At 45.3% G+C, this 22200-nt stretch carries 21 protein-coding genes; 11 read left to right on the top strand and 10 right to left on the bottom strand.

All coding sequences use genetic code 11. The features are described 5' to 3' along the window. Positions 1-86: 86 nt before the first annotated feature. Positions 87-1313 (bottom strand): RtcB family protein, encoded by a 1227-nt coding sequence (locus B9Y93_RS18830; RefSeq protein ID WP_085497000.1) that lies wholly within the window; start codon positions 1311-1313, stop codon positions 87-89. Between the two features lie 618 nt (positions 1314-1931). On the opposite strand from B9Y93_RS18830, the gene B9Y93_RS18825 reads away from it, so the two are divergent. Further along, the gene (locus tag B9Y93_RS18825; protein ID WP_085496997.1) at positions 1932-2948 is read left to right on the top strand and encodes an ABC transporter substrate-binding protein; all 1017 of its coding nucleotides are present in this window, start codon (positions 1932-1934) and stop codon (positions 2946-2948) included. A 10-nt stretch (positions 2949-2958) separates the two neighbouring features. On the opposite strand, the gene B9Y93_RS24675 is transcribed toward B9Y93_RS18825, so the two are convergent. Continuing rightward, a complete protein-coding gene (locus B9Y93_RS24675) occupies positions 2959-3135 on the bottom strand; it encodes a hypothetical protein (RefSeq protein ID WP_176228979.1) in 177 nt (58 codons plus the stop codon). A gap of 112 nt (positions 3136-3247) precedes the next feature. On the opposite strand from B9Y93_RS24675, the gene B9Y93_RS18820 reads away from it, so the two are divergent. Together B9Y93_RS18820 and B9Y93_RS18815 are read left to right on the top strand one after the other, a co-directional pair. Further along, positions 3248-4354: an ABC transporter ATP-binding protein gene (locus tag B9Y93_RS18820; protein WP_085496996.1), complete on the top strand. Its 1107-nt coding sequence runs from the start codon at positions 3248-3250 to the stop codon at positions 4352-4354. Then, the gene (locus tag B9Y93_RS18815; RefSeq protein ID WP_085496993.1) at positions 4351-6006 is read left to right on the top strand and encodes an ABC transporter permease; all 1656 of its coding nucleotides are present in this window, start codon (positions 4351-4353) and stop codon (positions 6004-6006) included. The genes B9Y93_RS18820 and B9Y93_RS18815 overlap by 4 nt, the downstream gene beginning before the upstream one ends. Here the strand turns inward: B9Y93_RS18815 and B9Y93_RS24670 are convergent. Beyond that, entirely contained in the window at positions 6001-6171 is a 171-nt protein-coding gene (locus B9Y93_RS24670; protein WP_176228978.1) for a hypothetical protein, read from the bottom strand. The genes B9Y93_RS18815 and B9Y93_RS24670 overlap by 6 nt on opposite strands. A 110-nt stretch (positions 6172-6281) precedes the next feature. Here B9Y93_RS24670 and B9Y93_RS18810 point away from each other — a divergent pair, with 110 nt between their 5' ends. From B9Y93_RS18810 to B9Y93_RS18795, 4 genes are all read left to right on the top strand, one after another. Further along, positions 6282-7976: a sensor histidine kinase gene (locus tag B9Y93_RS18810; protein WP_085496990.1), complete on the top strand. Its 1695-nt coding sequence runs from the start codon at positions 6282-6284 to the stop codon at positions 7974-7976. Between the two features lie 5 nt (positions 7977-7981). Beyond that, positions 7982-8770, top strand: coding sequence for a response regulator transcription factor (locus B9Y93_RS18805; RefSeq protein WP_085496988.1), 789 nt, complete (start codon positions 7982-7984; stop codon positions 8768-8770). 409 nt (positions 8771-9179) lie between these two features. Further along, positions 9180-9737, top strand: a complete 558-nt coding sequence (locus B9Y93_RS18800; protein WP_085496986.1) for a delta-aminolevulinic acid dehydratase — start codon at positions 9180-9182, stop codon at positions 9735-9737. Positions 9738-10002: 265 nt separating this feature from the next. Next, entirely contained in the window at positions 10003-10581 is a 579-nt protein-coding gene (locus B9Y93_RS18795) for a hypothetical protein (RefSeq protein WP_085496984.1), read from the top strand. A gap of 221 nt (positions 10582-10802) precedes the next feature. On the opposite strand, the gene B9Y93_RS18790 is transcribed toward B9Y93_RS18795, so the two are convergent. From B9Y93_RS18790 to B9Y93_RS18770, 5 genes are all read right to left on the bottom strand, one after another. Then, positions 10803-12017 (bottom strand): NupC/NupG family nucleoside CNT transporter, encoded by a 1215-nt coding sequence (locus B9Y93_RS18790; RefSeq protein WP_085496982.1) that lies wholly within the window; start codon positions 12015-12017, stop codon positions 10803-10805. A 114-nt stretch (positions 12018-12131) separates the two neighbouring features. Continuing rightward, entirely contained in the window at positions 12132-13088 is a 957-nt protein-coding gene (locus tag B9Y93_RS18785; RefSeq protein WP_085496980.1) for a nucleoside hydrolase, read from the bottom strand. Next, a complete protein-coding gene (locus tag B9Y93_RS18780; protein WP_085496978.1) occupies positions 13088-14041 on the bottom strand; it encodes a nucleoside hydrolase in 954 nt (317 codons plus the stop codon). Before B9Y93_RS18780 ends, B9Y93_RS18785 begins: the two co-directional genes overlap by 1 nt. A 501-nt stretch (positions 14042-14542) precedes the next feature. Then, positions 14543-15319: a hypothetical protein gene (locus B9Y93_RS18775; protein ID WP_085496976.1), complete on the bottom strand. Its 777-nt coding sequence runs from the start codon at positions 15317-15319 to the stop codon at positions 14543-14545. 673 nt (positions 15320-15992) lie between these two features. Then, the gene (locus B9Y93_RS18770) at positions 15993-17183 is read right to left on the bottom strand and encodes an MvaI/BcnI family restriction endonuclease (protein ID WP_085496974.1); all 1191 of its coding nucleotides are present in this window, start codon (positions 17181-17183) and stop codon (positions 15993-15995) included. 215 nt (positions 17184-17398) lie between these two features. On the opposite strand from B9Y93_RS18770, the gene B9Y93_RS18765 reads away from it, so the two are divergent. Further along, positions 17399-18739, top strand: a complete 1341-nt coding sequence (locus B9Y93_RS18765) for a DNA cytosine methyltransferase (RefSeq protein WP_085496972.1) — start codon at positions 17399-17401, stop codon at positions 18737-18739. 223 nt (positions 18740-18962) lie between these two features. Here the strand turns inward: B9Y93_RS18765 and B9Y93_RS18760 are convergent, their stop codons facing one another. Together B9Y93_RS18760 and B9Y93_RS18755 are read right to left on the bottom strand one after the other, a co-directional pair. Then, on the bottom strand, positions 18963-20249 hold the full coding sequence (locus B9Y93_RS18760) for a hypothetical protein (RefSeq protein ID WP_085496971.1): 1287 nt from the start codon (positions 20247-20249) through the stop codon (positions 18963-18965). 135 nt (positions 20250-20384) lie between these two features. After that, on the bottom strand, positions 20385-21023 hold the full coding sequence (locus tag B9Y93_RS18755; protein ID WP_085496968.1) for a helix-turn-helix domain-containing protein: 639 nt from the start codon (positions 21021-21023) through the stop codon (positions 20385-20387). Positions 21024-21166: 143 nt separating this feature from the next. On the opposite strand from B9Y93_RS18755, the gene B9Y93_RS24275 reads away from it, so the two are divergent. From B9Y93_RS24275 to B9Y93_RS25265, 3 genes are read left to right on the top strand one after another with little or no spacing between them, the layout of a single operon-like run. Then, positions 21167-21499, top strand: a complete 333-nt coding sequence (locus B9Y93_RS24275; RefSeq protein WP_244903479.1) for a helix-turn-helix domain-containing protein — start codon at positions 21167-21169, stop codon at positions 21497-21499. Positions 21500-21531: 32 nt separating this feature from the next. After that, complete coding sequence (locus tag B9Y93_RS24270) at positions 21532-21891, top strand: IS3 family transposase (protein ID WP_097676281.1); 360 nt, start codon at positions 21532-21534, stop codon at positions 21889-21891. Between the two features lie 48 nt (positions 21892-21939). After that, positions 21940-22197, top strand: coding sequence for an IS3 family transposase (locus tag B9Y93_RS25265; RefSeq protein WP_097676279.1), 258 nt, complete (start codon positions 21940-21942; stop codon positions 22195-22197). Positions 22198-22200 lie beyond the last annotated feature (3 nt).

Genomic DNA, 22200 nt, shown 5'->3' with positions numbered 1-22200 from the left:
TTATGCCATGATTAAGCTGCTCTTCAATATCATCATACTGTTTGCAGTTGTTCTATTACGCTTCTGCTGTGAATGGCGATCAACCATCAATCCTTATACGGATCGAACTCGTCTGCGCCAGCCATGCATACGCCGATTGGCTTCAGCACATGAAGCACGTCTATCGTGTCCGCATGCGCATCCAGCACCTCCTGCAGCTTCCGGTATACAAACGGACTTTCGTCCGTTCCCGCTCCGCGCAGCTCCACGCCATAGGAGCGCACCGCCGCCATCATTTGCTCCGGCGTAATTTGTCCGCCTCTTCGCGTCTTGGTCTTCCAATTCATCTTGCCGGCTGCTTGGGTACGGCTCATGATGCGGCCAGCGCCGTGAACCGTGCTGTAGAAGGCCTCCTTGTTCTCTGCCGAGTCCTTGCCTCTTACGATCACAGAAATATCGCCCATGCTGCCGCCGATAAAGCCTGTCTGCCCCGGCGCAGACGGCGTCGCTCCTTTGCGAACCACCATGACTTCCTTGCCTTCGTGCTGTTCCTTCCACGCATAGTTATGGTGGTTGTGCACCTCAAGCTCCGCCTGTGTCCCGAGAAGCGCCAAGACCTGATCGATCACATAATCCCGACCTGCATAGGCGTATCGCCCTGCCAGCTGCATGGCGCGGTAATACATATCGCCGACCTCGCTGCTGAGATCGAGCAGCACGGGCGGCTGATCCATATGCTCGCCTGGCGCATTGCCTAGAAACGGTCTGCCTGCAGCGAGGTTCAAGAAGCCGCTCGCCGTCTTATGGCCAAAGCCTCTGCTGCCAAAGTGGTTCGCGATCCACAGGCGGCCTGTTCCCACTTCCTCGAACAGGTCGACAAAGTGATTGCCGCTCCCTACCGTCCCCAGCTGATCACGGGCCAAGGCCTTCAGCTTGTCATGCTCCTGCAGGCCTACTGCCTGATAGACCGCCCAATCGGGATCATCGAAGAGCGCGTGATCCACTCGTTCTTGGTTGACACGCCCTATTCCAAAGGAGATTCGGCGCGCGATCTCATCCATTATCTTCGACAGCCGCGGCTTGATCTCCTCAGCCATCAGCGGCGTGCGCACCGCCTTGTTGCCGCATGCAATATCATAACCCACGCCAGAAGGCGAGATTTGCCCTTCATACGCCACCACGCCGCCAATCGGCTGACTGTAGCCTTTGTGGTGGTCCGCCATCAATAAAGCCTGAACCACACGGCCTGTTTCCGCGCACGTGTTCGCTTGAGCCAAGGCTCCCTCGTCAGGTGTTCCCCATACACGCACGCCATTTATAAGCTGATAAGCCATGAATATTCCACTCCTTTTATCCTCAATCCCATGCTCTTGAATGAATGCAATCCTCGATACAGACTGCGGTACCGTTCTATCGTTAGATTCTTAACCGAATAAGCACCTAAGCCACGCTGCCCCCGCACATTCCGCCTGCACTTGAGGCGTGCATAGCAGCCGTTCTCTTTGCTTCATTCAACTATTCATGGATGCCATGCTTCTATCATGACGCATTGGCCGCCATAAGAACAGGGCAGAAGTATGGCGAACGAGAACGGCTAGCATCGCTCACCCTTTCCCGTCATCTTATCCCATCACTCCGATCTCAGCATTTCTATTCCATTACTCCAACTCCCCCACTCCATCTCAGTCACTGCATCTCATCGCCCCTGATCCCAGACCCTATCACCCTATCACTCATCCCAGACCTTAATCAGCCCATGCCCGATTTGTTAAGCTTACAGCATCAGCGTCCTGTCTATCCGCTACTTCCATACCCGCTGGCCTCCAAAAATCACTTGCGTATATTAGACAATGTTTGCGGATTATAGGATTTGTAAGCGGTATCATACTTGCTACAATAAGCTTGCAACACCAAGAATCATAAACAATCATATTCCAAGGGGGAACCATGATATGAAAAAGATCTCCATCCTTCTGATCGCTTGCATGCTCGTTACAGGCCTGTTGAGCGGTTGCGGCAGCAATGAATCAGGCTCAGCCAATAAACTGGTCGTCTACAGCCCAAACAGTGAAGAGATCATCAAGGCCATCATTCCAATGTTCGAAAAGAAAACGGGAATCACGGTAGAGCTCGTTACAGCCGGTACAGGCGAGATTATTAAACGCCTGCAATCAGAGAAGCAGAACCCTTACGCTGACGTCATGTTCGGCGGCTCCATGGCAGGCTATCGCGAGAATGCCGTCCTGTTCGAGCCATATGTATCGCCTGAGGATGCGAATCTGATTGAAGGCCACCGCAACACGACCGGCTTCGCCACGCCTTACATCTCAGACGGCAGCGTGCTGCTCGTGAACAAGAACCTGATCGGGGATATCAAGATCGAAGGCTATGCGGATCTTCTGAATCCGGAGCTAAAAGGCAAGATTGCTTCCGCTGATCCTGCAAGCTCAAGCTCCGCCTTCGCGCAGCTGACCAATATGCTGAAGGCTATGGGCGGCGACTACGAGAATCCGAAGGGCTGGGATTATGTCGGCAAGCTGATCGAGAACCTTGACGGCAAAATTGCAAGCGGTTCCGGCGCGGTGCACAAGAGCGTCGCAGACGGTGAATATATCGTGGGCTTGACCTATGAAGATCCCGCCAACACGTATGTGCGCAACGGCGCTCCTGTCGAAATCGTGTATCCGAAGGAAGGCGCAGTATTCCTGGATGCAGCCTCTGCCATCGTGAAGGATGCGCCGCGCATGGACAATGCGAAGAAGTTCATCGACTTCATTCTGTCTAAGGAAGCACAAGATGCGTTCGGCACACAGCTGACGAATCGCCCGCTCCGCCAAGATACCAAGCTCGGCGACTACATGACGCCTTACGAGAAGATCAACATGATCGATGAAGATACAGATTACGTCAGCGAGCACAAATCCGAGATCATCGAGCACTATATCTCGATCTTCACCAACATCAAGTAACGTACCACGCTTAACCAGCAGCTTCGCGAAGCTGGCAGAAGGCTAAGGCAAGTTTGAGCACAAATTCCACATAGCCATGCCCTCTCAGCCAGCTTTGCGCAAGCAGCGCATGATCGATGATTAGGTTCATAGAACGAACAATCGGCTCGCAAGCGCCCTGATGGGATTCAAGAGCATGAACCCGCATCCTTCACGGATATCCGCTTGTTTACACATGCACACAAGCAAGGGATTGCCGCGCGGCTTCCCAGACAGCTTTTCTTTTCGATTAAAGCCATGATAAAGGTTAGGTGACAACCATGAGCGTAACAATCAACATCCAAGACCTAGTGAAAAAATACGGTGACACTACCGTCATTCCCGAATTGTCATTAGAGATCAAGCAGGGCGAATTTTTTACCCTTCTTGGCCCTTCCGGCTGCGGCAAGACGACACTGCTGCGCATGATTGCAGGCTTCAACAGCATCGAAGGCGGTACGATCAGCTTCAACGAACGCGTCATTAATCAAGTGGAGCCCGGCAAGCGGAACATCGGGATGGTGTTCCAGAGCTATGCCATCTTCCCTCATCTTACCGTTAAGGGCAATATCGCATTTGGACTTGAGAATCGCAAGCTCTCAAAGGCCGACATCAACGCTAAAGTAGAAGACATTTTAAAAGTCGTGCAGATTGAGCAGTACAAGGACCGCATGCCGAAGAACCTGTCCGGCGGCCAGCAGCAGCGTGTCGCGCTTGCCCGCGCCATCGTCATTCGTCCGGATGTGCTCCTGATGGACGAACCTCTGTCCAATCTGGATGCGAAGCTCAGAGTCGATATGCGCAACGCCATCAAGGACATTCAGCGCGAAGTCGGCATTACAACGGTGTACGTCACGCATGATCAGGAGGAAGCCATGGCTGTCTCCGATCGGATCGCCGTCATGAAGTCAGGCGTCATTCAGCATCTGGGGACGCCGCAGGAGATCTATCAGCGCCCAGCCAATGTATTCGTCGCCACCTTTATTGGACGCACGAATATTATCGAAGCTGCCTTAACTGGCGGCAAGGACGGATACAGCGTGGATTTTGGCTCAGGTTATTCGGAAGCGATGACCAATATTCAGCTTCCCGGCTCAACCGATGCCAAGAAGCTCAGCGTCAAGGTATCCGTTCGGCCTGAAGAATTCATCATGACCGATGACCACACAGGCATGAAGGCAACAATCGTGCACAGCGTCTTTTTGGGACAGAACACTCATTACTTCGTCGATTTGGAGTCAGGTCAGCGCATCGAGATTACACAGGAATCCAAGACCACCCATATTCTAGAGCCTGGTCAAGTCGTGCACCTGAAGGTGAAGACGGACAAGATCAACGTCTATGATGCCGCAGGCGAATTGAACTATACAAGGGGCGTTCAGCTATGATGAGGACACGCAAGCGCTTTGATGTCTGGACCAACATTTCGTTCCTTATTTTCGCTTTCTACATGCTGTTTCTAGCCTTGCCGCTATTCACCATGCTGTTCAAGAGTGTGTACAACGGCACGACAGGAGATTTCTCCTTCGCTTATTTCGTGAAATTTTTCAGCAAACCCTATTATACCAATGCGTTATTCAACAGTATGAAGGTGACCGTCTGTGTAACGGCGCTGGCAACGATTATTGCAACACCGCTGGCCTATATTATGGCTACCGTGAAGATTAGAGGAAATGCCACGATCCGGATCCTGATCCTGATCTCATCCATGTCTGCCCCATTCATCGGCGCTTATTCTTGGATTTTGCTGTTAGGAAGAAATGGGGTCATTACTCAATTCGTCAGCAACACATTTGGTTTCCAAATGCCTGATATATATGGGTTTACCGGTATACTCGTCGTCTTAACGCTGCAAATGGTGCCGCTCATCTTCATGTATGTATCCGGGGCATTGAAGAATGTGGACCAATCCCTGATGGAAGCGGCAGAGAGCATGGGTTATAAGGGCTTTGGCAAGATGCGCAAGGTGCTGCTTCCGCTCATTACGCCTACCCTGCTTGCAGGGGGACTGCTCGTATTCATGCGTGCCCTCGCCGACTTCGGTACGCCGATGCTGATTGGCGAAGGGTTCAAGACTGTACCCGTATTGATCTTCAATGAATTTATTAGTGAGGTTGGCGGAGATGATGGCTTTGCGGCTGCCATCAGTGTGATCGTCGTGCTGTTTGCCACTTCCGTCTTCCTTCTGCAGAAGTTTATCGCGAATCGCAAGTCCTTCACGATGAGTGCCCTGCACCCGATCGAAGCCAAGAAGAAAAAAGGCATGGGAAGCATTGCGGCGCATGTCATCATCTATCTGTATACCTTTATTGCACTGCTGCCGCAGCTGTATGTTATCTATACGTCATTCCTGAAGTCCAACGGCCGAATCTTCGTCAAGGGCTTCTCGCTGCAAAGCTATCAGAGCGCTTTTGAGAGCATCGGCGGCGTCATTACGAACACGTTCATTCTAGCTATCGTGTCTCTCGTCATCATTATCTTCCTTGCCATTCTGATCGCCTATGTCACCGTGCGCAGGAAGAATGCGCTGACGAACACACTGGATATTTTTACGATGTTCCCTTATATTGTGCCAGGCTCGATCCTCGGTATTGCGTTATTGATTACGTTCAACGACAAGCCGCTCATTCTAAGCGGGACCGCCTTGATCATGATTATCTCATTCGTCATCCGACGTCTGCCGTATACAATTCGCTCCAGTGCCGCCATTCTGCATCAGATTAACGACGGGATTGAAGAGGCCGCAATCAGTCTGGGCGCTTCGCAGATGAAGACCTTCTTCAAGATCACGCTGCCCATGATGCTCGCTGGCGTCGTATCAGGCGCAATTCTAAGCTGGATTACGATCATCACCGAGTTGAGCACCTCCATCATCTTGTATACAGGCAAGACGAAGACAGTAACGGTGGCCATCTACACCGAGGTTATTCGCGGCAACTACGGCGTGGCAGCTGCGCTCTCTACGATTCTAACCGTGATCACCGTCGTCTCCCTGCTTGCCTTCTTGAAGCTGTCAGGACAGAAGGAAGTATCGCTATAAGCAAGCAATGCTTGTTGAGCTGTTGAGCATAGGGCTTAGTAAAAAAGACACCCGTGCACCATGCGTATCCTGTGCACTGGCATTCCAATTCGCACCCCGTACACCGCCCGCTGCACCCTGAGCGTCCTGTTCATCCTGCATTCGGGACGGCTTCATCTCGATCAAGTCGGCTCCTCCGCTCTGGAGGGCCGGCTTGGTTGCATTTGGATGCCCTGCACATGCCGGCAACGCTTTATAATAAGCTTTGAAAGGGCTTACTAGATGTGGGGGGAGCTATGGAACAAAAACAAAAGCATATTCGCAATTTCAAGGAGTCCACTCGCCGATTATTCCAACTCTATGCCGTCATTCCCTTTTCCATTGTGATCGTGCTGTTCTTCATCTTCACTATTATTAATGGAAGAATCAGCTTGACGCAGAAGACGATGGAGGCTGCCAATTCGATCAGCACCTCGATGTCAGAGGTTTATCGCCAATACGATGAGGAGATTAATCGCATGGCCCGCTCGCCTGTTGTGCTCAATTACTTGACCACGCATCTTGGCAGCGACAAAGTCTACTCCGAATTCTATGATTTCAACAATCGCCAGCAGGTGAAGAGCATCTTTCACCTTGTCGATACGAACGGCATCTTTCGCGCGAGCTCAGAGTCGGCGGATGCGCTGTACAACAGCTTTGCCTTCGGCAATCTCATCAACCGGATCAGCCAGCGGCCAGATGAGACCTTAGCCGAGATGAACAGCTTCCGCTACTCGCATGATCGCGATACGAGCTATACCTTTGGCAAGGCCATTATCAAGGATAAGCGAACGATTGGCTATCTCGTCTATCAGCTCTATGAGTCCGACATGCAGAAGCTGCTGTTCAAGCAAAATAATGAGATTGCCATGATCACGGATGAGCATCATTCGATCATCGCCACCACGAGCAATGTGACCAAGGGCTCGCTGAACAAGTTCAGCCCGGAGCTCAATGCCCAAGGACAGGCCTTATTGAATGGCGGCGCGTATTACATGTATGCAAGCCGCATACCCGGCACGCCGATCGAAGTCATCACGCTCAATTCCTATAAGTCAGAGAAGTACACCTATTACACGGTGTCGGTCTTCATTCTTGCCGTCAGCCTGCTGCTGTGGCTTATCATTCATTTTTTATCCAACAAGATGTCAGCTCGCAATTCCGAATCGATAGACAAATTAATTCTTGCGCTGGCTCAGCTGCGCGAAGGAAACTTCAACGGCTATGTCGACATTCAGACCAATGATGAGTTCGAGATTCTTGGCGATGAGTACAATGTGATGCTGGATCGCTTGAAGGAATTAATGGACAAAAACAAAGAGCTGTCCGAGCTTCGCACCATCATAGAAGTAAAGCAGCTGCAGTCGCAGTTTCACCCGCACTTTATTTTTAACGTGTTAGAGACGCTGCGTTATGCTATTAAGATCGACGCCAATCAGGCTCAGGAGATCGTCATGCTGCTGTCTAGACTGCTGCGCTACAGCATCGGCAATGATCGCAGCGTGCAATTGAAGGACGATATGAGTTATGTAAGGGATTATTTGAAGCTGCAGCAGATTCGCTTCAACGAGCGGCTGGAGTATCGCGTGACGATTGCGGAGGAAACCTATCCGATATACGTTCCGAAGCTTGTCCTGCAGCCAATCATTGAAAACGCTATCAAGTATGGCTATCAGCATCAAAGCCATATGCTGATCGATATTCGCATTCAGCTTGCGGACGGCAAGCTGCTGCTTGAGGTATGCGACAACGGCCCCGGCATGGATGAGCAGTCGCTGCAGGAGCTAAGGCGCATGTTGGACAGCCCGCACAATACGACGCCGCATATCGGGCTCTATAATGTTCATCGCCGCTTGGTGCTTCTCTATGGAGAGGAAGCCGGCATTCATATCAACAGCACGCAAGGCCAAGGCACTTGTGTGACACTGACCATACCTTACGAAACGGAGTGAGCAAGATGTTCAAGGTTCTGTTGGTTGAAGACGAGGAAATGATTCGCAGAGGCATCCGCTACAGCATCGATTGGCTGCAATACGACTGCATTGTCATTGAAGAGGCCTTGAATGGGCAAGACGGCTATGAGAAAATATGCGAGCTGAAGCCCGATATCATCATTACGGATATCAATATGCCGATTAAAGACGGCATCTCCATGATTCGCGAGGGCTTGCAGAAGCATACGTTCAGCAGCATTATTATCTCTGGCTACAATGAGTTCCATCTCGCGAAGCAGGCCCTGCAGCTTGGTGTCACCGAATTCTTAGTCAAGCCGCTTGAGGACGATCAGCTGATCGCCGCCCTGGAATCGGCCAAGACCAAGGTCGATCTGCAGCGCAAATATGAGGTCATATCCAACCATCCGCAGGAGACAGAGGAGATATTAAGCAGCAAGTTCATGCAGAAGGAGACGAAGACCTCGCGGTACGTCTCACAGATGATTGCTTATGTGCAGGAGAACTATGCGAAAAAGATCAGCATCCACGACCTCGTGGAGCAGCTGGACCTGAGCGCCTACTACTTGAATCAGAAGTTCAAGGCCGAGACGAGCTACACGTTCAATGAGTTCCTGAATCGCTATCGCATTCAGAAGTCAATCGAGCTGCTGAAGACCGGCGACAATAAGGTATATGCCATCGCGCAGGATATGGGGTTTAGCGACTACAAGTATTTTATCAGCATCTTCAAAAAGTACGCTCAGATTACCCCGAGCCAGTATCAGGAGCATTTCGGCAATAAGAACCTCTAGCTTACATGCTTCTGTCCATCGAACAACTTATATTTCTTGCTAAAAAAAACGTGGGTTTCTCTACAATCTGAAAGCCTCATTTAATGAGGCTTTTTTATTATGCGACTGGAATGTATGCGCTCTGACTAGCTGTAGCATCTGCATGTCATGCCACGGCTATCTACTGTACATCCGCCGATCATACCTCTAATCATCTATTCGAAAAAGCATTTAACAGGGACATTTGACTTTTGATTTCCAATATTTTAATATTCTTTTAAATTATAGTTTCCAGGAGGATATATACATAATGAAGATGACGCATAACCGTTAACGTATTGTTGCTATTACTGCTCGTGCCCGAGCGCCTCCTTAATAAGTGGCCTGCAGCTATGAATCTAACTAACCACTATTGGGAGGGACAAGGAATATGAGTAAACCTGTTATGAATGTTGCATTAGTCGTTGGTCCGGATACCGATATGGAGTCGCAAGCCCTGCGCATGACGCTTGAGTATTTTGGAGTGCGGGTGTTTACCTATTGGGTCGGGAGGCCAAGCGACTTCATTTCCGTTCTTTCAGGCGAAGATCTCTACGCCGATACGGATATGATTATCCTTAATTTTCACGGAGATGAAGGAAGATTCATCATGCCCGAACTGGATGAGGATGTGTACGAGGATAATGAACCGCGCGGATATTTTGGCCCGGAAGAAATCAAGCAATTTGCGAAGCTGAATGGGAAAATCGTCTTCGGCAACGGATGCTCATTAGGGCTGCCCGCCTTGACACAAGCGTTTTTGGATGGAGGGTGCCAAATGTACATCGCGCCGAATGATTACCCTGACGGCAATGACGCATTGATGTTTGTTATGCGCGTATTTTATGAAATGATTCAAAATGAGAAAGATATACGTGAAGCTTATCAGATCGCCAGATCGATGAATGACGAAATGTCTATGTTCCAACTGTATGAGCCACATAAATAATGACTTCAAATGAAACCACCTGCGTAGTCAACGGGTGGTTTCTTTGCGGTATGATTTTCTGGAATTTTAATGCGCAAAACGTTATGCTGCCAGGATGCTTAAGATAGAGCAATGGCTGGATGATGAGAGTGGATGAATGAGATGGACTTCCTTTTAAGTACGAATAGCGACAGCCTGCCCCGTTAGCTGCAATGTCCCGTTCTGACTATGATAAAGGTGAACTGAGATACAAGTGGGGAAATTAGAACAATAGGAGGAGAATGGAATGTTGCTAAAAAAGAAGAGTGTGGTTATTACTCTTGCTTTAACGGTTATCCTTGCGATTGCGTCAAGTTACTATTATTTTGCTGTTTATAATTCTGTACGTGAATTTTCTTTTCCAGCAACGTATAAAGGGTATTCATCGGCCCGAGCACTATTCTCTGGTGCCGAACTCGTTGTGATCGGAAGCCCTATTCAGGACTTTGAGGACCGCGAGGTTCTTATAGGAAAAGATTCTTTGGGTGGGCTTATGTATATTGTCACTTCTACAGAGCTTCAAGTTGAAGAAGTATTGAAAGGCCCAAAAGAAGATGCGATTGATCTTGCAGTTATTGAACCGATTGGAATTCGTCAGACATACTCAGGGAAAGAGAAAATGACGAGTGAAGGTTATACCGAAATGAAAAAAGGAAGCAAGTATGTGATCTTTTTGAAGAAAAACACTTCTGGTCAGTACAGCGTTATTAACATGCAAGCGGGCAAGTTCAATCTTGATGGTACGGATGCAGATGACGCAAAAGGAAGTTCAAGCAAGTCAAGGATTATGACAGAACTTAAAGCGGATTTCTCACAGGAATTATAATACGGCAAGGAGTTCCCTTAAGTTCCCTTACCTTGCGCTTTTCATCCAACGATGATGTATTCATCGTACAACTTCCGAGGCCATATTTCATATTTCTTAAAAAAGAAGCGAGAGCGGAACACTGCCAAGCTGCCATGCAGCTCCTTCCACTCTCGCTTATTTATTTGCTCGAAGAGAGGCAGCGCGCTGCAAACGCAGTGCCGTGCCTCTCTATATGTTATCTAGATCAGCATCCCTGCAATAGCCGCGCTCAGCAGGTTCGCGAGCGTCGCTGCAACGATCGCTCGGAAGCCAAGCTCTGCAAGATCCTGTCTTCTGGACGGGGCAATGCCCCCCAATCCCCCGATCAGAAGCGCAATCGCTGCCAGATTGGCGAAGCCGCACAGCGCGAAGCTGATCACGACCACACTCTTCGGCGACAAGCTCGCAATCTCAGGCGCAAACGAGCTGTAGGCCACGAACTCGTTGAGCACGAATTTTTGACCAATAAAGGAGCCCGCCTGCAGCGCTTCTTCCCACGGCACCCCGATCAAGAAAGCAATCGGTGCGAACAGGTAGCCAAGAATTTGCTCCATCGTCAACGCCTCAAGGCCAAACCAGCCGCCGATCCAGCCAATGATCATATTCACGAGGAAAATGAGCGAGATGAACGCAAGCAGCATCGCGCCTACGCCAGCCGCAATCTTCAGACCGTCTGATGCACCGCGAGCGGCAGCATCAATAACATTCTTGGACTCGGTATCCTTGACCACCGTCACATGCTCCACTCGAAGCTTATGATCGGTCTCTGGCATGATCATCTTCGCCATGAGCAATCCGCCAGGCGCCCCCATGAAGGCTGCCGCCAGCAAATACTCGATTGGAACACCAAGCATCGCGTATCCGCCAAGCACAGAACCCGAGACGCACGCCAGTCCGCCTACCATCACCGCGAACAGCTCGGATCGAGTCATCTTCTCAATATATGGCTTAACGACCAGCGGTGCCTCCGTCGGACCCAAGAAGATATTTGCAGCCGCAGACATCGATTCCGTCTCGCTTGTCTTCAGCACCTTGGACAAGAAGCCGCCGATAATCTTCGTTGCCCACTGCATAATGCCAAGATAGTACAGTACCGCAATCAAGGAACAGAAGAAGATGATAATCGGCAATACCTGCAGGGCGAACGTGAAGCCCGCCTTCTCCGCGCCAAGTATACCGCCGAACAAGAACTGAACCCCTGCATTCGTGGAGTTGATAACGCTTTGAACCCCTGCTGCCAAGTAATTCAGCATCTTCTTGCCGAAGTCCCATTTCAACACGATTAGTGCAAAAATGAATTGAATCGCAAACGCGCCAATGACCGTTCTCGGATTGATGGCCTTCCGATTAGTCGAACAAGCAAACGCAATCAGCACAATCCCTAATATCCCTAGAACTCCCCAAATGTATTGCATAAACAGATCCTTTCCTCATCGTGTCATGACCAAGAATGTAAGCAGCGAAAGGGCCGCGGGTAGAGCCCAAGCCTGCAACAGAACAGCCTCTTGCGAATACGGCTATTGCTATCTCTAGTTAATCGTTTGCAAGACGTCAAGCAGCATTTCTTTGAAGGCATCACGATCGATCGCCTCGCAGACGCGAACATTGCGCGTACGCTCCAAGCGGTTATTGATATCAACGAGGCTGTAGCCTCTCGTCAGCTCACCAACTGTCTCCACGTCCACATGATACAGGTTCGACTTCGTCATGATGCTCTCATCTGCCGCTACAGCAGCAAGCAGCGTATCGGGATGCGTGGTGCCGTTCAGGCGGTGCACCGTCTTGTTGAAGCGCATAACGACTTTGTTCACGTCCTTGAAGAATTGCGCACCCTTCGTTCCAAGCGCTTCGATCTCAGCATGATCCTGATCATCCATGATCGAGTACTGCGTGCACATCTCCCAGCCTACCATCGTGATGGGAATGCCGGAATGAAGCACGATCTTCGCCGCCTCTGGATCGACGTAGAAGTTATACTCCGCACTCGGCGTAATATTGCCCAAGGCATTGTTCGTGCCGCCCATAATATATAGATGCGGAATCTTCGACGCAATCGTCGGATCCTTTTTAAGAGCCATCGCAATATTCGTCAAAGGTGCTATCGCTAACAGATGAATCTCACCCGGATTCTGATGAACCCTCTCGATCAGGAAGTCGACCGCATGGCCCGCTTCGGGAGACTGAATCGCTTTTTCAAAAAAGGAATCCCCCATGCCATCCTTGCCGTGAACATCCTCAACCGTGCGGTGCTCCTTCTGCCCAAGTCCCATAATCGGCCCCTCGCATCCCTTGTACACGGGAACCTTGCCACCATGGCCTGCGACTTGAACGGTATAGAGCGCGTTCTCCACCTGCTGATTGAACTGCACATTGCCGCCCGTCATCATAATTCCCTCGACCTGGAAGTAATGAAGCGCCGTCAGAATGGCAATCGTATCATCGCCGGCGGTATCGGTATCTATAATTACGCGTTTCTTCTCTGACATTAGGCTTCCCTCTTCTCTGACGCTCGCTTCGCCAATTCCGTCATGTAATCGAAGAAGGCATCGCGATTCACATCATAGACAACATGCACCGGACGGCCCGCTTCCGTCTCTACCGTACGGCCTTGGCTCGCCCCTTCTGTTATCACGACACTGTTGATCGTTTGCACCTTTACAAGCTCACTATTGCCAACGAACGCGGTCGTTAATACATCCCATAGATAATAGGTGGAGTTCGTTGAAAAATGAACGAGCGGCGGCACCATCGCATAGCATTGGCCGAGGAAATCAACACCGATATGCTTGCGCTCCTTCGCCCAGCGTTCACGTACATCCAGCGTCAGCGGCACTTGGTTCGTACTCTCAAGCGCAACGAGATCAATCTCAATGCCGCTCTCCCATACACGCGCAGCAGCGTCTGGGTCCCAGAACACGTTCCATTCTGCCGTGCCGTCATGCTCAGGCTCATGCACATTGCCCGCTTCGCGGAAGGTGCCGCCCATCCAGACAAGACGTTCTACTTTCTCTTCGATCGCAGGATCGATATCCAAGGCGCGAGCAAGGTCAGTCAATGGACCTGTGAACAGGAGCGTCGTCTTGCCTTCCGTTGCACGCAGCGTATCAATAATATGAAGGTGTGCAGGCTTGTCTGCAACGGGTGTAACAATCGTTCCGGACTCATTCAGCACCGGCAGGGCATCCACGTAGAAGGCATGCATGCGCCAGTCCTTCGGGAATGGATTCTTCCCGCGAGAGTTGGACTCTGCGACATCAAGGCCACCCTTGCCAAAGCGATCAATGATCTTGCGGCTCGCGAACACGGCCGGCTCCAAGTAGCAATCCGCTGGAATGACGGATACACCGGTTAATTGGACGTTGTCCATCTGCAGCAACAAAAACAAAGAAATCAGATCATCAACGCCGCCATCGTGGTTAAAATAAATGTTTTTCTTCATCTTGTCTCCATTCCATACATCAACACTTCATTTGTTGTAAATGTAAGCTGTGCATCTGTATATAAAGTGTTGTAAAACCGAACGAAAATGTTTCAGAAAACACCATCATTCGGAATCCATTAAAAATCATACTAAATTTTTGTTAAAAAATATATAGTTTATCGAAAAAATATTTAGGCTATTAAATATTTAGAATTTATTACTAATTCCTGAAAAAACCTGTCATCCTGAGCTTTACCTTTACTATGTCTGCTCATTCACCTCTTTATGAATTTGCTCGTTCACAGCTCGTGGAGACGCCTGTTTCGAGTCATTCTTACGACAGCCTTGGAAGATTCGAGAAAAAAATAAGCGACCGCTCCCCTGTTAAGTCCAGAGAGGCGATCGCCGCTTCAATTCATGCTATTTATTTGTCTTCGTGACGGGGAGATGAACACAACGTTCATCCTGCTACTGTTCAGATAGCATGAGTTAGCTGTCCCTCATCGCTATATGGTTCTATCACCGATGTCTTCGCAGCCAAACCCCTCTGCTTAGCAGGACAGCCGCAATCATAATCCCGATTGCACCAAGCAATATGGCATTCCAGCGATCCATAACTCTATCATATAGGTCGGGTGAAAGATAGGCTCCATGCCGATATAACGCATGATCAACCGATCTCGCGATGAAGTACTTTCCTTTGCTCAAGCTCCACCCTTGCTGTCGTATCTCTGCACGAACAGGCGGATTGACCTTGATAACTTTGTCCAATACAGCCTCCAAGCTATTTATATCCACATAATAATACTTCTGATTGCTTGCCAGATCAGAATCCTCTGCCAGCATAAACGGGCGAACATAGCGCCAGCCCTGCTCATAGCTAGGATAGCTCGTATAGCCGTACCCCACCTCGTAGAAGGGAGAGCCTGTTGTCCATTCAGGAATAGCGATGATCGTCGTTCCCTTGGCGATCTCCAGCGCAGCCGCTTCCCCGCTGCTTGGAATTTCAGCGTAATATTTTAACGAGATAGGCGTCTCTATACGATTCGTCCATTCATAGTCAGGCAACGCAAAGATGTCGGGGAAATAGGACGTGTAGGCCGCGAAGTCCATCTGATCCATCGGAACAGCCTGCTGATAAGGACTAGCATTGGTGGCAGCTGGGAACTCTTGTCGGAGTTGTTGATTGTGATACATAGCAGCCCCTGTGCGATACATGAACAAACAAAAGAGGAGAATGACAGTCCCCACGACACACCACCATAGAATGGGTTTAGAAGCAGACGGAATTGACATGTCATTATCCTCCTTTTTATATAATGAACCCAGTTAGTGTTTACGTCACTTCACTAGCTCCATCTATACATTCGTTACATAAACTTAGGAGTCCTTTCAAGCTGTTCGTTAACGATGACGAAAATACGTAGCTGGCCAGCCGGAGTAGAACCATCGTCGTAGCCTAATCGGAAGAAGCTGTCTTGATCGAATGCATGCTCGGGTAGAAACTGTTCATTCACATCCTCGTAAGTGCAACTTCACAATCTGACTTAGAGCTAATTCACTTAGCACGTCAAATCGCTTCTGTGCCTACTTCATAATCGATGACAGACGCTTCATATCCGCCTCTACCCGAACAGAAAGCTCATTCTCTAGAATGTCGATGAATAAAATATTGAAATGCCCCCCCCTGAACTGTTCGGATTAAAATCAATTTTTAATGACTAGCGAAGAGAAAAATTGCAGGTTGAGTGCCTTTGTTATATTAGAAAAATTTGTTCTGGGGACATATCGTTTAAGAAATCCTAAGCCCCTCGGTTCAAGCAAGTTGTTTCTTGATTTAAAGTTGAAATCACGCTACTAGATATGTATCACATTAAAAATTCAATAAACAGAAAATAATAAAGTTATTCATCAATTCTTCTTGTAAATAATTCACTACATTGTAGCGCTCGAATTCTTACAAATTATTCTAGTTATTCTCAAACAATAGATCACTAGTTTCACCAAACAATAAACTCCTATTTCTTGGTGCAATTCTGTAACAATGTCCTTTATCTTTATAACCTGTCCTGTCTTTACGAACCCTTCCTCGCCAATCATAAGTAACAATCCCTTGGTTTATTAGCGTTGTAAACTGGGAAAATATTGGACGTTGAGTTAGTTGGATTTGATTATAATTGAAATGGATCTCCCCACCTATTATTTTTTCTTCAGCAACTAACCAAGCTGTTTTTGGATGCTTTTTTTGAAGTTTTTCTTTAACTGCAGAGTATTCCCACGAACAGACTTCTTCTAGTCTTCCATCAATTTCACTTTTCTGATAAATTATTTGATCATCATCATCTGCTCTCAGAAAAAGTCCTTGGTTATTTGGTACATTGCCAACTGTAACATATAAATCAAAAAAGCCACTGTGTTTTTTACTAGGATATCCATATTTCAACATAATATCTGTAGAACTTTTATAAACACTGATTTCCCAGTTTGGAACCATACTAAATAGAGTGTCTAAATTCCGCAAACCGGCCCTTTTACATTTTAACTCAATTGCTCCTTTAAAATCAGCTTCAGCAATACTATTAGGACTTATACCGAGACATCTTTCTAGAGTTTCCCCAACATCTTTAGGACTACGTTTATATGGAGAAACACTTTTTATCCATTGGTTAGATATAATTGAAAGCCTCTGTTTTAATTCTTCTAAAATAAAAATATCATTATTCTTCACAAAATATTGTGATAACAAATTATCAAGTAAATCTGTAGCAATAAGAGGAATAACAACTAGAGTATCTTCAACTACAGTAAAATATATAAGCGTATCTGGATCTATGTATCGTTTAAAGTCATACAACCAAATTCTAGGGTCACCCTTCTTAGTCATTGGTCTGTAATAACTAGTCTTCATAGTAAGAATGTCTGAATTTAATAAAACGTGAGAATTCTTCAAAATTTTATTGTCAGGTCCTTGAAGAACATTATTATAGTCAACAATTTGACTTTCCCTTAATATATTTCTTAATGGACCTGAAGCATCAATTGTGCTCTTTTTAAGCATCGTCTCTGTCATTCTAATTAAGGCAAATTCATTCCTACAGTACTTTTGAATCAATTGAATCATCATCTGTTCATTATGTTTAGGTAGAAAGTATGGATTCATTGTTATCACCTGATTTTCCCTGTTGTATAATTCCTATTTTAACATCTATACTTTCTATTTACGATATTGTTTAGTTGCCTTTGTTTACTGCTTAATCTCTGGTAAATAATACATTTTTGCTTTATAATAGAACATACATTCGTAAAAACCTGGACTTTCCTATTACTTTCATGCATAATAAAGATAAATTGGATTTAAACGAAGAGGTGTGTTATATGAAACCATTTGCTATTGATCTATTTTGTGGTGCTGGAGGTATGAGTGAGGGGATATTACAAGCTGGATTTCATATTCTATTTTCGAGTGATATTAATGAAGATGTTGAAAAGACATACAGAAATAGACATGATCAACTTGGTCTTATCCAAGGTGTGAATACTTATTTTAAAAGAGCGGATATTCGCGAACTTTCTTCACACGAAATTATTCAATCAATTCAGAATCTTGAAATCTTTAAAGATAGGCCATTTCCAAGAATAGATGTTATTTTTGGTGGTCCACCCTGCCAAGGCTTTAGTCGCGCCGGTTTGAGAAAAAAGGATGATCCACGAAATACACTCTTTAAAGAATACCTGAGGATTATAAATGACTTAAGACCTAATTACGTCGTGATGGAAAATGTTGAAGGTTTTAATGATACACATCTTGATGGATTTATTGGATTAACAGGCAGAAAATATCCTGATAATAGTTTAGTACCTTTTATCCTACAAAATGAGTTAGCAGAAATCGGTTACGATACTCTCATTCCTCAAGTATTAGATGCATCAGATTTTGGGGTGCCACAGAGAAGACGCAGAGTGATTTTCATTGGTTATCTAAGAACAGTAACACCACCAGACTACCCCACACCTATTACACCCAATGAAGCAGATAAAATTACTGTTTTGGATGCTATCGGTGATCTAATTGTTACTAAAAAAAATAGTCATACATTGGAGTCATCTTCAACATATCAAATAGAGTCTCGAACAGGACGTACACGGACATTCAATGGCTACCAAGTTGATTACGATGGTGAAATTTATAATCACGACCTAGCTCGGCATAATTCTTTAATAACAGAAAGATTTTCTCTTTATCGTGAAGGGGAGTCATCAGCAGCATTAATAAGAAGAATAAAAAATGAAGGTTTAGATCTTATACAGTACCCAACCTTATTGAAACAATGCGCTAATAAGTTTCCTAATTATTCAGTTGATGAGATTATAGCAATATTTGAAGCTGGAAATATTAATAACGAATTATTAGAGACATTATTAACAAAAAAGAGTAACCGATTCAGACTTAATAGATATAGTGTTGCACCAACAATGGTCACTTTACCAGATGACTTTTTATCTCCTTTTGAAGATCGAATTCCAACTGTCAGGGAGATGGCTAGAATTCAGTCATTTGATGATAGCTTTATCTTTCTAGGGAAACGAACCACTGGTGGTCCAAGAAGGAAAGTTGAGGTTCCTCAATATACCCAAGTTGGAAATGCTGTCCCACCACTATTAGCTAAAGCAATTGCTCTTGAAATAATGAAAGCTATACAATTAAACCATTCGTAGGCAAGTAAAAATAAAAAGCACCTGAACTCGGGTGCTTTTTATTTTTACTTGCTGTTATATTCTAGATAACTATCCTGCAAGTGCCCATTATAGAGGTTTAATATAATGTACAAATATCCTGCAATTTCTTTGTCTGAAATAAGCAAAGAAGTGTACATTTCAGACCTCTATCCATACTATCCATCAAGCAATTTAACTGAGCTACCTTCAGACCCAAATAGCCTTAACTCTTATAAAAATACTCTTTTAATAAATCTTGTGTTTTGATAAAACTAACGTCAATATTGCAAGCATATTCACTTACTTCCTTACTAAAAGTAATCACAGCATCGAATTGTTGTTTGAAACTCTCCTTCTCTTCATTAGTGAAATAACAATAGATAATATGAGGGGCTTGTTGACGAGCATTATAGAAACCTAACATTAAATTTCTTAAAACGTGCTGATCATTCTCAATATTCATGCCAAAAATAACAACATTATTAATTGAGTTATTTTTTATTAGGTTATCCATTTTATCAGAGAATCTTAACGAATCTTTGTTAATACCACCTCTGGACAAATTGTTGATTACAGGTAGGAGTGTCTTAAACGTGAAATAGTCGCCGAGCATGAGATCTGAGAAACTTATATACCCTTTATCATAATTAAGCCCCAAACTTTGGTAGTAAACATACTCCTTATTTCTAATAAACTGACCATGGAAGTGCTCAACAGATGTACCAGCTATATTTTCCATGATTTTATCATAATTTAGTGAGATTAACGATCCAAACATCATTAGAAAGTCTTTTATTTTTTCTATATCAAGATTTGCGATATTCTCTAACTTATTTAGCTCTAATGCTTTACCTTTTGAGAAAATAGCTATTGAAAAAAGTAATCGATAATATGTAGAAAATCCATTGAATAAAATGCTCTGATATATATCATCTTCATCCGATATTAACAGAATTTTACTTCTGTCTCCTGTATTCACGACGGTTAAAAATAGGTTGTTTGAAGGGAACGAATAGTATTGTGGGCTTAACTTCTTTATTGCGAAATAAAAGTATATTAGGATAGTCCAAAATTCTATGTTCACATACCTTATACCTTTTTTCATCCCTACATCACACATTTGATTTACGATATCAATTTGTGATATGCCAAAAACAAGTTCAGTAATGTATCCCTTTTTTCGTAAATCATCAATTAATTGCTTGTTATTTTTGATAGATTCCGCAAATATTAACCCATCCGCAAATACTTTGTGTAAATTACTTTCCGATATATTTCTCAGATGCTGAATAACTCCTTTGTAATTATCCAAGCACTTTTTAGTGAACTTCTTGTTGGATTTAACCTCGTATTCTGAGTTATGTACTAGTTCTTTATGAGAAGCATACAGTCTATCATATATATTCCCAAAATCGTCATCAAAATTCATGCTAAATCCGTTCCCACATATTAGAGCAGAACTATTAGTTACACATTGATTGATAAATTCGAAAATACTTAGTTCTTTCATTAACTGTTCCCCTTTTTAATGCTTACTCCAAATATGTCTTTTGATAAGGTTTCTATTTCAGTAATCCACCGCTCTTATTTTGATCTTCTGGGATGTTATATGACTTGGAAAAAGTACGGCATATTCCTCACCCCCTTAATTTGATAATCCAAATTCATTTAACAAGTTCTTAAATTTCTCAAAGAATCCCTTGTCAGCATATTGGCTGTATTGAGACAGCATTCCACCCCAATAATCTTCCTTTTGATATTCAGTGAGATAAAAGAGAACCATCTCAAGCGTTTTCTTGTCTTTTGTAGAACTATTTAAGACCTGTAGAACACTACTCAAGGTTTCCTTATTGGCTTCGTTCACTGGGTCAAGTCCAGTAATTAAATGTTCAACATTTTCAAGAAGTTTAACTTCTTTGCTTCGTACATAAAGATAATCGATCACGTTTTGGTTTTGAGAGATCGTATGCTTAATAAAGTACTCCTTACCGTCCTCACCGATTTGAGGCACATCCACGTCCTCTACACTGTCAGTCTTTTGAAAATAAAACAATTGAATCTCAAGTTTTTCTGATTCAGTTAGTTCTTTCTGGAATAACTCCACTTCATTCACTCCGAACAAATCAGAAAGCTGTTGGAGTCTTTGTAAAGGGATTTTTCGCCTTCCCTTGATCCAATCTTGAAAGGTCTGTTTAGAAACACCGATTTTTTCCGCTACGCTTTTATACTCCATCTGAAACGTATCGGCTATGAACTGTAGTCCAATCATTTTCATCACCGCCATACTCAGTATGTCTTACAATTTTAATTGTATAGAGACATACCCGGTATGTCAATGCCATTTTCAAAAACATAATAAGCCTTATGGCGAAGAAGGGACAAACTTTCGTTTCATACAGCTTTGAGACGAAGAAGAGAGCAATTGAAATGCGGCTTGAAGGGATGACCAAAAAGAAAGTGGCTGAAGAATTAGGGATAGCAGATATTGGACGGCTAAAGGTTTGGATGCGTAGGTACAATCAGATGGGCGATTTTGGACTTATGGATCATCGAGGGAAAAGAGAGCGGTACATTGATGAAAATCGCTATATCAAACGTTTAGAGATGGAGAATGCTGTCTTAAAAAAGTGGTTTGCCATTACGAAGGCGGAGGTGTACCAGAGAAGCATAGGCTCGGCCACGACCTCCGAGAAAGATTTAGCGTTACAGAGCTCTGTAACGAGATTGGGGTCTCTCGAAGCGGATACTACGACTATGTAAAGCGGATGAACAAAGAGAAGGATCAAACAGATATGCAGCTCGTACGAAATACCTTTGAGCGTTACAACGGCGTTTGGATGAACCACAAGAAGGTTCTGCGATTAATGCAAGAGATGGGACTCCGCTATAGAACTCGCAGGGAGTATCGCTACAACCGTACATGGAACAACGGTAATCGGGCCGTAAGAAACATCTTGAATCGCCAGTTTCATGCAGGCGCACTCAACCAAAAATGGGTGCCAGACATCACTCAATATCGAGTCGGAGATACATGGTTATACCTATCTGCCAATAAAGATTTATATCAGAACGAAATTGTTGCTTATCATATGAGTGATCGCAACAACACTGAACTTGTACTAGAGACGCTCTTGAAAAGGAAAAGTACGTAACCGGACTGATCGTTCACAGCGATCAGGGAACCCCGTACACGTCCTACAATGCTGCCAAAGGTTGGAGCCCAAATCAGCATGTCACGACGAGGCAATTGTTATGACAATGCCTCAATGGAGAGTTTCTTCTCACACTTGAAGGTGGAAGGACTCTATCCTTATCATATTCGAACCGTCGAAGAAGCACAAATGAGAATTGAGGACTATATCTATTTTTATTACAACTACCGTCCACAAAGAAAATTAAACAAGCTAACTCCGGTACAATACCGAAATCAGCTTGATGTTGGCAGGGGTGTTTCTTAATTG

Origin of the sequence: Paenibacillus aquistagni, assembly GCF_900177815.1 — a bacterium.
In the GTDB taxonomy this organism is placed as follows: domain Bacteria; phylum Bacillota; class Bacilli; order Paenibacillales; family Paenibacillaceae; genus Paenibacillus_B; species Paenibacillus_B aquistagni.
This window is presented reverse-complemented; position numbering and strand designations above follow the sequence as displayed.

Coding starts and splice junctions, on each gene's coding strand:
- B9Y93_RS18830 (WP_085497000.1), bottom strand. CDS start 1,313: ATGGCTTATCAGCTTATAAATGGCGTGCGTGTATGGGGAACACCTGAC.
- B9Y93_RS18825 (WP_085496997.1), top strand. CDS start 1,932: ATGAAAAAGATCTCCATCCTTCTGATCGCTTGCATGCTCGTTACAGGC.
- B9Y93_RS24675 (WP_176228979.1), bottom strand. CDS start 3,135: ATGCGGGTTCATGCTCTTGAATCCCATCAGGGCGCTTGCGAGCCGATT.
- B9Y93_RS18820 (WP_085496996.1), top strand. CDS start 3,248: ATGAGCGTAACAATCAACATCCAAGACCTAGTGAAAAAATACGGTGAC.
- B9Y93_RS18815 (WP_085496993.1), top strand. CDS start 4,351: ATGATGAGGACACGCAAGCGCTTTGATGTCTGGACCAACATTTCGTTC.
- B9Y93_RS18810 (WP_085496990.1), top strand. CDS start 6,282: ATGGAACAAAAACAAAAGCATATTCGCAATTTCAAGGAGTCCACTCGC.
- B9Y93_RS18805 (WP_085496988.1), top strand. CDS start 7,982: ATGTTCAAGGTTCTGTTGGTTGAAGACGAGGAAATGATTCGCAGAGGC.
- B9Y93_RS18800 (WP_085496986.1), top strand. CDS start 9,180: ATGAGTAAACCTGTTATGAATGTTGCATTAGTCGTTGGTCCGGATACC.
- B9Y93_RS18795 (WP_085496984.1), top strand. CDS start 10,003: ATGTTGCTAAAAAAGAAGAGTGTGGTTATTACTCTTGCTTTAACGGTT.
- B9Y93_RS18790 (WP_085496982.1), bottom strand. CDS start 12,017: ATGCAATACATTTGGGGAGTTCTAGGGATATTAGGGATTGTGCTGATT.
- B9Y93_RS18785 (WP_085496980.1), bottom strand. CDS start 13,088: ATGTCAGAGAAGAAACGCGTAATTATAGATACCGATACCGCCGGCGAT.
- B9Y93_RS18780 (WP_085496978.1), bottom strand. CDS start 14,041: ATGAAGAAAAACATTTATTTTAACCACGATGGCGGCGTTGATGATCTG.
- B9Y93_RS18775 (WP_085496976.1), bottom strand. CDS start 15,319: ATGTCAATTCCGTCTGCTTCTAAACCCATTCTATGGTGGTGTGTCGTG.
- B9Y93_RS18770 (WP_085496974.1), bottom strand. CDS start 17,183: ATGAATCCATACTTTCTACCTAAACATAATGAACAGATGATGATTCAA.
- B9Y93_RS18765 (WP_085496972.1), top strand. CDS start 17,399: ATGAAACCATTTGCTATTGATCTATTTTGTGGTGCTGGAGGTATGAGT.
- B9Y93_RS18760 (WP_085496971.1), bottom strand. CDS start 20,249: ATGAAAGAACTAAGTATTTTCGAATTTATCAATCAATGTGTAACTAAT.
- B9Y93_RS18755 (WP_085496968.1), bottom strand. CDS start 21,023: ATGGCGGTGATGAAAATGATTGGACTACAGTTCATAGCCGATACGTTT.
- B9Y93_RS24275 (WP_244903479.1), top strand. CDS start 21,167: ATGCGGCTTGAAGGGATGACCAAAAAGAAAGTGGCTGAAGAATTAGGG.
- B9Y93_RS24270 (WP_097676281.1), top strand. CDS start 21,532: ATGCAGCTCGTACGAAATACCTTTGAGCGTTACAACGGCGTTTGGATG.
- B9Y93_RS25265 (WP_097676279.1), top strand. CDS start 21,940: ATGCTGCCAAAGGTTGGAGCCCAAATCAGCATGTCACGACGAGGCAAT.